7 protein-coding genes and 1 pseudogene are annotated in these 9,535 nt (G+C 46.5%); 5 read left to right on the top strand and 3 right to left on the bottom strand.

Going from position 1 to position 9,535, the window contains the following annotated elements; translation table 11 throughout:
- Nucleotides 1-258: 258 nt before the first annotated feature.
- Nucleotides 259-1,692, top strand: coding sequence for an O-antigen ligase family protein (locus tag RIG66_RS28075; RefSeq protein ID WP_446382499.1), 1,434 nt, complete (start codon nt 259-261; stop codon nt 1,690-1,692).
- 36 nt (nt 1,693-1,728) lie between these two features.
- Here the strand turns inward: RIG66_RS28075 and RIG66_RS28070 are convergent, their stop codons facing one another.
- Entirely contained in the window at nt 1,729-2,103 is a 375-nt protein-coding gene (locus tag RIG66_RS28070) for a c-type cytochrome (RefSeq protein ID WP_446382505.1), read from the bottom strand.
- Between the two features lie 295 nt (nt 2,104-2,398).
- On the opposite strand from RIG66_RS28070, the gene petG reads away from it, so the two are divergent.
- Entirely contained in the window at nt 2,399-2,512 is a 114-nt protein-coding gene (petG, locus tag RIG66_RS28065; protein ID WP_006106132.1) for a cytochrome b6-f complex subunit V, read from the top strand.
- A 156-nt stretch (nt 2,513-2,668) separates the two neighbouring features.
- Here the strand turns inward: petG and rsmD are convergent, their stop codons facing one another.
- Nucleotides 2,669-3,307 (bottom strand): 16S rRNA (guanine(966)-N(2))-methyltransferase RsmD, encoded by a 639-nt coding sequence (gene rsmD, locus RIG66_RS28060; RefSeq protein ID WP_446382497.1) that lies wholly within the window; start codon nt 3,305-3,307, stop codon nt 2,669-2,671.
- 429 nt (nt 3,308-3,736) lie between these two features.
- Between rsmD and RIG66_RS28055 the strand changes: the two genes are divergently transcribed.
- The 3 genes and pseudogenes from RIG66_RS28055 to RIG66_RS28045 all read left to right on the top strand — a co-directional run bounded on the left by RIG66_RS28055 (nt 3,737) and on the right by RIG66_RS28045 (nt 7,836).
- On the top strand, nt 3,737-4,600 hold the full coding sequence (locus RIG66_RS28055) for an SWIM zinc finger family protein (protein WP_446382495.1): 864 nt from the start codon (nt 3,737-3,739) through the stop codon (nt 4,598-4,600).
- Between the two features lie 233 nt (nt 4,601-4,833).
- Nucleotides 4,834-5,598 (top strand): annotated as a pseudogene (locus tag RIG66_RS28050) (ADP-ribosylglycohydrolase family protein).
- Between the two features lie 372 nt (nt 5,599-5,970).
- Nucleotides 5,971-7,836 carry a tetratricopeptide repeat protein gene (locus tag RIG66_RS28045; RefSeq protein WP_446382493.1) on the top strand — a complete coding sequence of 622 codons (1,866 nt, stop codon included), beginning with the start codon at nt 5,971-5,973 and terminating at the stop codon, nt 7,834-7,836.
- Nucleotides 7,837-7,946: 110 nt separating this feature from the next.
- On the opposite strand, the gene RIG66_RS28040 is transcribed toward RIG66_RS28045, so the two are convergent.
- Nucleotides 7,947-9,533 (bottom strand): glucose-6-phosphate isomerase, encoded by a 1,587-nt coding sequence (locus tag RIG66_RS28040; RefSeq protein ID WP_446382491.1) that lies wholly within the window; start codon nt 9,531-9,533, stop codon nt 7,947-7,949.
- Between the last annotated feature and the right edge of the window lie 2 nt (nt 9,534-9,535).

Raw genomic sequence — 9,535 nt, 5'->3', positions numbered from 1 at the left:
AAGACTCAAAAGGTTTCCGTTTGCGACTACACCTGGAAACGAATTGGACAATTTGCCCTTAGTAAAGTCGATTTAATCAGGAGAAATAACGGCTTATGTGTAGCCTGAGAAAAGAATTGGATGCCTCTATTCTTCCGGCATTCCGCTATCCCTCCTCACCCTACGAGAGTTGAGGGTGAGGACTCCCGCGAATACGTTGAGAAGTAGGTTAGCCAATTCCCTATCTGTTTCAACCTTCTGCTGTCTGCCCTCTGACTTGTGTTGAAAAAAATCGATAAATATCTGTTCAGTCGCCACCCTCAACCCCGCTTACAAGGCGCTTGGAATTGCGCCCAAGTCGGATTTTTTATCTTTCCCTGGTTTCCTGCTTTGGGAGCTGTGGGTGTGGGTTTTGCCTTACTCGGAACCTGGTGGCAAGACTATCGCCGGATTATCCAGCATCCTCTAAACTGGGGACTGGGAATCTTGAGCCTTTGGCTAATTTTCAACGCGACGCAAGCCTATAACCCCACGGAAGCATTCCTGGGTTTAGCCAATTTCCTGCCATTCTTGGCTTTTTTTGCCGCATTCAGTTCCTTAATTAAAACACCAGCCCAGCTACGGCGTCTCGCCTGGATTCTGGTGATTCCTTCTGTACTGGTTGTGATTCTCGGCTTTGGGCAGTTATTTCTCGGTTGGGCGCACCCACCACAGTTTCCCGCCCTTTTGGGTTGGGTATTAGAAGCCAAGGGAAATCCGCCAGGGCGGATGGCTTCAGTGTTCATGTACGCCAATATTCTGGCGGCTTATCTGCAAATTGTCTTTACTTTAGGGTTGGGACTATGGATTGACACATTTCAAGCTTGGCGAGAGCAGAGAGCAGAGGGAGCTGGGGGAGCTGGGGGAGCTGGGGGTGTAGGGGCGGGTTTGACGGATAACTTATGGCGCCAAACCGATAACTTAACTAAACCCGCCCTTCTGGGGGAAGCGGGGGGAGTCCTCCTATTTTTAACTGGAGTGGAAATTGCGAATGCGATCGCGATCATCCTCACTCATTCCCGAAATGCTTGGGGTGGGGTGATTGTAGTGGGTTTGGCTTTTGCACTTTATCAAGGCTGGCGCTGGTTGGTGGGGATCGTTGTCGCGGCGGCTGGCGCTGTATTAGGAGCGGCGTTTAGTCCCTCACCGTTACGAGATGGGTTGCGAATGATTGTTCCGGCTTACTTTTGGGCGCGACTTACCGATCAGCTTCATCCCGATCGCCCTGTAGCGTTGATGCGAATAACCCAATGGCGCTTTGCTTTGTCATTGACTCAGCGGCGTCCTTGGACAGGTTGGGGATTGCGGAACTTTACGTTGCTTTACGAACAGCAGATGGATCTGTGGCTCGGTCATCCCCATAATCTGATGCTGATGTTGACGGCTGAAGTGGGTATTCCGGCGACAATTTTACTTTGTAGCTTAGTTGGCTGGATTTTAGGGCAAGGTGTTCTCTGGATAAATCAAGCGCGATCGCGACTCGATAGCGATCGATTAATTGTCTTTAGTTATTTAGTCGCATTCGGCGGCTGTATCCTATTCAATATGCTGGATGTCACGCTCTTTGATTTACGGGTGAATACCTTGGGGTGGCTACTTCTATCCGCGATCGCTGGAGTGACTGCTTCTAAACCTGACAAAAACAAACTCGAACCCCTTACAAATGACAAATGACGATAAGAGCCGTTAACTTTAATTGTCCCCACCTACTTACAATTTTTCCAAATAGGTTAATAAATCAGCCATTTCCTGAGGACTCGGCTGAAACTTGGGCATCGGCGGGGTTTGACCACTAATCACCTGTTCAATCAGACCACTTGGGGATCTGTGTTTAGAAATATGCTGTAAGCTAGGTCCGACCTTGCCATCGGCGTTCATACCGTGACAATCGGCACAATTAATCTCAAAAATAGCTTGCCCTCGCACTGGATCACCGTCGAGGGACAAAACTTTCTGGATATAGGGATCAGAAACTTGCAGCACCTGAAATCCGAAGATGCCGATGCCGATCACGAACAGTAGGGCGAGTACCATCATGGTAATCCGCCGAACTAGGACTTGAGGTTGGTCAAGCTGGTTCTCCAAGGGATCTCCTGCCAAGTTGAGAATTTTTGAACAAAGTTGAACTGGACTCACACTGCAACACAGGTAGAGTTACCCAGGAGGATATTAGTGTAACAGATTAGAAAGAAGTATGTCGATTCATAAACATAGCTTAAAATTTATGGACTGAGTACGCAAGCTGGAATCAGGAATGTAGTGTAGCCAGCAGTAGGGAAGCGGTTGACTCCCAAATCTTACTGGTATTAAGTAGCGATTGGGTCATCTCAGCTAGTAGGATGAGAAACAAGCAAAAAAACTTAGTATTTGGAGAACGATCATGGTTGAACCATTGTTGTCGGGAATTGTTCTAGGCTTAATCCCTGTTACCCTGGCTGGGTTATTTGTCGCGGCGTACCTACAATATAAGCGAGGGAACCAATTGGAATTGTAGTAGAGACGTAGCATGCTACGTCTCTACACTCAGGGCGGGTTTGAGGTATAGTCATCATCAATCGCTTGCATGTAATTCCCTCGCACCCGCCCCGACAAACCAGCTTCCCTGAGCAAAGTGAAGGATCACGCGCTATACCATCGAGGTAGCCAACAGTCAAAACTTCCCCTTGAGGCGGTAAAACACTAAGGCGGTGTTGCCGTAGACTTTCTGGCGACAAATTTCCAGTGTAGAGACGTTGCATGCAACGTCTCTACAATCATAATTTTCTTTTACCTTGCCACCTTCCTCCTTCTCTTCTGCCTTCTGCCTTCTGCCTTCTGCCTTCAACAGTTGCGGTGTCCAGTGGTTAGGACTATACTCTACCGCTAATTCACCCTGATCAGCCAGGAGTTGATAATGCGCGATCGCCTCTAGAACCGGATTGTACAAATCACTGGCGTAGGGGGGATCAAAGTAAATCCGGTCAAATTGCTGATCAGCCAGGGTTTTTAATCGCCCCACCACATCTCCTCGTATTACCTGAAAGGTTTGCTCCGGTTGAGCCACTTGCCGCCAATTTTGTTGCATAATGGAGCAGGCTTTGCCTTTTATGTCAATACCTACCACTAAAGATGCACCGCGACAGAGTGCTTCAGCCCCCATAGCACCCGTACCCGCACAGAGATCCAGCCAACGACATTGCGCGATCGCACCTTGCCAGATGTTAAATACCGCCTCCCGTACCCGTGCTGATGTCGGGCGGGTTTCTAGCCCAGGTAAAGTTTTTAGCTGTCGGTTGCCATAAATTCTCATGAATCATACCAAGTCGGGTAACATCGGTTGTGTATAGTGGGAAAAGGGTAGGGGGTAGAAGGGTAAGGTCTTTGTCCCAATAACTACGGGTATGATAGACGAACTAAACAAAACAATATGATATCAATGATTATACCCTTGAATTAAGCCTTGAACTAAAGTTCAGGCTAAAAGCTTAAACCCGTTAAAACGGGTTAAAAAACTTACCCAGTAAGCTCGATTCTTACTTTAGCTTTGACGCGGAAATTTATTTCCCAGCTATGGGAGTCAGCGCCATTTAGTTTAAGTCAAAGCCATTCCTGTTAAGCTGATGTGCATTTAAATTGGGTATTACCTGTTCCCTGTGACACACCGAGCGAAGTCGAGGTGTTCCCTGTTCTCAACCGTTAACGTTAATGAAAGTCTGACTACTTAATTTATAGATAACTTATGCAGTCCTACGAAATTGAAGCTCCTCCCTGGTGGGTACAACGCTGGATTGACTTACTCAATTCCTATCGCTTTAAAAAGCGTTTGGAACGCGCCCGCAAATACGCCAAGGAAGGCAATGTCCTCAGTATTGAGTTTGAAGGTCCCCAGGTATTAGCACGGGTACAAGGAACAGAACCAGAACCCTATCAAGTTTCCCTATCAATTGACCCATTTACCGAAGAAGACTGGGGTTATGTGGTGGAAACGATGGCGCAAGAAGCTATTTATTCGGCTCAATTATTAGCTGGAGAAATGCCGGAAAATATTGAGCAAGTGTTCACCGCTAATGGGTTGAGCCTATTTCCCTTCACGCTTTCGGATATTCATTCAAAATGTAGTTGCCCTGATCCCAAAAACCCCTGTAAACATATTGGTGCGATTTACTATCAATTAGGCGATCGCTTTAGTGAAGATCCCTTTGTCTTATTCCAGTTACGAGGACGTACTAAAGCGCAAATTCTGGATGATTTGCGTCATTTACGGAGTACGGGGAGTGTAGAACTAAAACCTGAGAAAAAAGCAGAGGTTGAGTCCCAATCCAGTCAATCCACCGTTACATCCAGTCGGTTAGAGAACCAGCCAAATGAGGGAGAAGCAGCCGTTGATACCCCAGTTAAACTTGAGCAATTTTGGCAATACGAAGAACCTCTTGATCCCTCTCTGGTTGTCATTACTCCTCCTCCTGACAACCGTACTGTATTAGATGTCTTAGGCACGATCCCCTTAGCAGCGGCTGATAGTCGTGTCATGCAATATTTTCGGGAAGTTTATCAACTGGTTAGTCAACAGGCGATGATGTCTGCCCTGAATCGGGAAACCTAATCCAAGAAGAGTCCAGGGCAGAAGGCTGAATTTGTTTATGGTAAGTAGTGGCGTGGCACACCTTATTTGATGAATTAGAATTACGCCCGGAAACTGTAAGGGCGCAAAGACTTGCGCCCGATTCAATGATAAAATCTATTCCACAATTTTAGCTGTGCCACGCCAGTAGGTTGGTGTTATGAACTACGGTTTTGGCTTAGGTTTATTGGTTGTGCGATCAGGAAATGTCAATTATGTTAGGTGCGATTACTGGAGATATTGTTGGCTCAATTTATGAAGGACACAGTATCAAAACCAAAAAATTTGATCTGTTTAATCCGAGGCGTTATTTTACCGATGACACGGTACTCACTATCGCCGTCGCTGATACCCTTCTCACGTCAGGAAATTACACCGAAAAACTCAAGGAATACTGTCGCCTTTATCCGAATGCCGGATATGGCATGAATTTTCAGGCATGGGGAATGTCAGATGATGTTAAACCTTACAATAGTTGGGGCAATGGTTCAGCGATGCGAGTTAGTCCGATTGGTTTTGCCTTTGATGATCTGGATACGGTGTTACAGGAAGCTAAACGCAGTGCAGAGGTTACTCATAATCATCCCGAAGGAATTAAAGGCGCACAAGCCACAGCCTCGGCTATTTTTTTAGCACGGACAGGTCACAGTAAGACCGAAATCAAGTCTTATGTTGAAACCACATTTAACTATGACTTAAATCAAACGATAGATTAGATTGCACCTGCAACAGTTTCTTGTCAGGGTTCTATTCCTCAGGCAATGATCGCTTTTCTAGAATCAACTGACTTTGAAGATGCCATTCGTAATGCTATTTTTATCGGCGGGGATAGTGATACGCTTGCCTGTATTACAGGTGGGATTGCTCAAGCATTTTATGGCGGTGTCCCCCAGGAAATAGCTCAACAAACCCTCGCTATTCTTGATCAGCGTCTAGGCGCGATCGCAGATCAATTTAATTTAAAGTATTCAATTTCATAAGTTGCACCAATCGCCAGCCAATCGCTTTTTGACTCCTCACGCAATATCTGAGTAGAACACCAGTTCAGTCGTCTCATCTTTAATCTATTCTTCCCGAAAAATTTACCACTACTTCAATGACTTCCCAGCGCGACGCTGATTGCAGCGTTTGCGTAAATTATCATAGAATATTAAATGTATTACTTGTTTTACGTTGTCTTACGGCTTTGAGTGCCTTTCAGACTGCAACCTGACAGATAGAAACCACTCATCACCGACTGAGAGCAAGTTGCCATTGTGTAACAGCAAGTCAAAACCCTTACTCCTTGCTGAGTAGATTGTCACGCTTTGTAGGGGAGCCTCTATCTGAACGATTTAAGATGAAAGATGATAATGCAGCAGCCAGATCAAGGCGGTAAGGGGAATCAATCCCCAGATGTGCTGTCACCAGAACAAGCTTGGAAACTCTTGACAGCCCTAGCGGGTAAAGAGCGCATGTTGCAGGATCGAGGCGCACAGAAGGTTGTACCCCTATTATGTGAATGGCTGGGATATCTATCGTTAGGCATAGAATTAGTTGGGCGATACTTAGCCAAACACCCCGATATGTCTTTAACTGATATGCTCAAACGGCTGGAAGCGCGACATCCTGATGCAGCAAGCCAGCCGCCAAGCCAACCGACACTCCAATGGGGAATCAACACCATCTTGGAATGGGTTTGGAGAGAACTCAATCCCCTAACCCAGCAGGTTGGTCAACTTTTGAGCTTATTTGCCCCAACCCTTTGGCGGTGGCAATGGTTAGACTATGCCAATGATTTCTTGCATTGGAGACAGGCAGATCTCGACCAAGCCCAAACTCAACTGTATCAGTGGCGTTTAATTGAATCAGTGCCAAATCGCCGGGGTTGCTACACAGTTCAGCCCTTAATTCGGGAGTTTTTTCGCAAAAAACTGGAGACATTGGATGCACCTAGCGTCTTTGTGTCTCACCCTCCTTTTCCGTTCCCACCCCAGGCGTCGTCCAAGCCGATTTCCCAGTCCCCTCAACCGGATACTCAGTCTTCTTTGCCAAAGCAAATTTCCCATGACGATTCAGCCTCGCAGACGCCACCTCCTAGAGAATGGTCTTCATTTCTTTCCCCTTATCCTGACGTCCCTGGTTCCGGTGAAGATTGCCTGATTGAGCAGCAACTCTATTTTCCGATTACAAATTCCACTTGTTCGTGTCAACGAGACAACCCTCATATTGCTAATTCAGGAGTGTCCCAAAAAAGCAAGAATAAAGCACCACCCTTAAGAAAACTTCAGGCTGATGACTTCAGGCAGGCTTTTACCGCTATTCTTATTGAACTGGTTCAGCAAATTCCTGATCATCCTACCCGCGAGCAGATAACGTTTTTGGAGGAGATACTGCCTCACATTCAAGAAATCGCCCACACCCTAGAATCAGCCGTAAGGGATGAAGATTTACTCTGCTTATTTGACAGTTTAGGCAAATTCTCTAAAGGTCAAGGATTAACGGATTTACTTTGGCTATTCGATCGCTTAGGTAGATTTTATCAGCATCAGGGAGTGGGCAATCAGGCAGAATCCTGGTTTCAGCGGTGCGTATCTATCGCCCAAGCTGCTTTTGGCGAGGAACATCTTGATGTTGCCACTAGCTTGAATAATTTGGCAGGACTTTATTATACCCAAGGTCGCTACAGTGAAGCTGAACTCTTTTACCTGCAAGCCTTAGAGGTGAGAAAACATCTGTTAGGTAATCATCATCTTGATGTTGCCATCAGCTTGAATAATCTGGCAGGACTTTACTATGCTCAAGGTCGCTACAGTGAAGCTGAACCCCTTTATATGCAAGTTTTAGAGGTGAGAAAATCTCTCTTAGGCAATTGCCATCTTGATGTTGCCAGTAGCCTCAATAATTTAGGATTATTGTACTATGCTCAAGGTCGCTACAGTGAAGCTGAACCCCTTTATTTACAAGCCTTAGAGGTGAGAAAACGTCTTTTAGGCAATTGCCATCCGGCTGTGGCAACTAGCATTAACAATTTAGCCGGACTCTACAATGCTCAAAAACGCTACAGAGATGCAGAATTGCTATTAGTTCAGGCATTAAGTTTGAGTGAACAGCACTTAGGAGATGATCATCCTAATACGGCTATTTTTCGCAAAAATTTATCCATTCTCCGCACTTATAAGAAGACTAATCGTAGCTGGTGGCAGTGGTTATGGCAGGTGATTCAACCTCAACCCTGATACTGGAGATCATCGGGTACGGCATTGCCGTACCCCTACCATAGCTGAGGGATAATTGATTGGGTAGGGACACGATACTATCGTGTCCTGATATATAGCTCCCTCAGCCATTAAACCGCAGACACTTTTAAGCTACTCGGTTCTCCCAGTTTTCCTTCTAAAACCACACCCCGTTGATTCGTGTGGAGATGGCGCAGAATTTTATAAATGGCTTCTATCTGATCAGTCGCCCCCGCTTTCTGAGCTAACTGTGATAAAGACATCGGTTCTCCTTCATCCTGCAACACCTGAATCACCCGTTTCTGTAAATCCAAAATTGCAGCGGCGGCTTTTTTCCCGGCTTCCACTCCAGGTTGATGGTAAGCATTGATATTTACCAGGGAGGCGTACAATCCTACAGCCCGATCATATAAAGCAATCAGCGCCCCAACCGTGCGAGGATTGACTTGGGGAATTGTGACGGTAATCGAATCTCGTTGATTGTCATACAAGGCTTTTCGGGTTCCCTGTAGTAAACCGGATAAATAGTCACCGGATGTTACCCCGGCTTCTACCTGTGGGGAGTGTCCCTCGCGATCGCGCAATACTTCAATAAAGGTGACAAAGAAATTGGGAACCCCTTCGCGCAACTGCTGCACGTAGGCATGTTGATCCGTTGAACCTTTATTACCGTAAACAGCGATTCCCTGATGTACAGTATTACCATCGAGGTCTTTTTCTTTACCCAAGGATTCCATAACTAACTGCTGGAGGTAGCGAGAAAAGAGCAGCAGGCTATCTTTGTAAGGTAAAACCACCATATCTTTTTCACCCTGACCATTCCCCGAAAAATACCAGGAAAGTGCCAGCAACGCCGCCGGGTTTTCTTGGAGATTATGGACACGGGTAGCACTATCCATTTCCTTCGCACCTGCCAGCATCTGGCGGATATCAATCCCTTGGAGTGCGGCGGGTAAAAGTCCCACGGCTGACATTTCTGACGTGCGTCCTCCTACCCAGTCATACATAGGAAACGTCGCCAGCCACCCTTCAGATTTCGCCAGTTGCTCTAAATTACTATCTTCACCCGTAATCGCCACGGTATGGGCAGCAAAGTCTAATTTCTGGGATTCGTAAGCTTTTTTTGCCTCAATCATGCCATTGCGGGTTTCCGGCGTTCCTCCAGACTTAGAAATGACTAAGACGAGTGTGTTAGCCAGACGATCTTGCAGTTTAGCAATAGTGGCATCAATCCCTGCCGGATCAGTGTTATCTATAAAATGAATTGCCAAGGGCGGGACGTTAGGGGCAAGGGCATCAGCGACAAACTCAGGACCTAATGCTGAACCGCCAATGCCAATGGAAAGAATATCAGTGAATCTAGATGAACCTGGGGGATGGATATCACCACTATGGACTTTAGCAGTAAAGGATTCAATTTTCTCTAACGTGGTGAGGATATCTTGGCGCAGTTCGGGAGTTGGCGCTATGTCAGGATCTCGTAACCAATAGTGACCCACCATCCGATTTTCATCAGGATTAGCGATCGCGCCCCCCTCCAATGCCTCCATATCCTGAAATGCCTTCTCAAACTTAGGTCGCATCGCCTCGACAAAGGCATCATCAAATCGCATACGGCTGACGTCGAGGTAAAAGTCTAACCCTTGGTGGTAATAGAGCCAGTCCTGATAGCGTTGCCAGAGTGCAGGGGCGTCCATAA

This window comes from Coleofasciculus sp. E2-BRE-01, from assembly GCF_040221695.1.
GTDB lineage: Bacteria > Cyanobacteriota > Cyanobacteriia > Cyanobacteriales > Coleofasciculaceae > Coleofasciculus.
This window is presented reverse-complemented; position numbering and strand designations above follow the sequence as displayed.

Coding starts and splice junctions, on each gene's coding strand:
- petG (WP_006106132.1), top strand. CDS start 2,399: ATGGTTGAACCATTGTTGTCGGGAATTGTTCTAGGCTTAATCCCTGTT.
- rsmD (WP_446382497.1), bottom strand. CDS start 3,307: ATGAGAATTTATGGCAACCGACAGCTAAAAACTTTACCTGGGCTAGAA.
- RIG66_RS28055 (WP_446382495.1), top strand. CDS start 3,737: ATGCAGTCCTACGAAATTGAAGCTCCTCCCTGGTGGGTACAACGCTGG.
- RIG66_RS28045 (WP_446382493.1), top strand. CDS start 5,971: ATGCAGCAGCCAGATCAAGGCGGTAAGGGGAATCAATCCCCAGATGTG.
- RIG66_RS28040 (WP_446382491.1), bottom strand. CDS start 9,533: ATGGACGCCCCTGCACTCTGGCAACGCTATCAGGACTGGCTCTATTAC.